The sequence below is a fragment of the Dellaglioa sp. CoH-56-MRSF-14 genome (assembly GCF_056782115.1).
Genome location: NZ_JBXAYB010000046.1, coordinates 1 through 362, shown reverse-complemented (window position 1 = coordinate 362; position 362 = coordinate 1). Strand labels below are relative to the sequence as shown.

1 protein-coding gene is annotated in these 362 nt (G+C 57.7%); it reads right to left on the bottom strand.

What is annotated here, in order from left to right; translation table 11 throughout:
* On the bottom strand, nt 1-362 hold a 362-nt coding region (locus tag AC1RPX_RS07795), incomplete at both ends, for a hypothetical protein (RefSeq protein ID WP_429586944.1).

Here is a 362-nt window from a genome sequence, read left to right as displayed (position 1 = left end):
AGTTCCGACAGGTCTTCGTTGCCGTGACGTGCGAGATACGTACCGCCCTTGCCGCTCTTCAGCTCCCACAGGCTATCGTCAGCTTCTGAGGTCATGATGTTCGAGCTGCCGACCGTGCGGTACGAGGCACGCAGCTCTTGCGGATCGACGACACGAACTTCGCGGTTCGCACGCAGGAATCCGACTGCGACACCAGCACGCACTTCGCGGAACGAATCCTCGACAGGAGCGGCCTTCGCCTCGAACTTTTCAGTGATAGCGGCGCGCAGGCTTTCTTTGTTGAACTTGCCAGTATAGGCAATAACGACCTTAGCCAGCTTGGGCGTCAGGAGGGTGTAATCGGTGATCGAAACGGTTTGCAT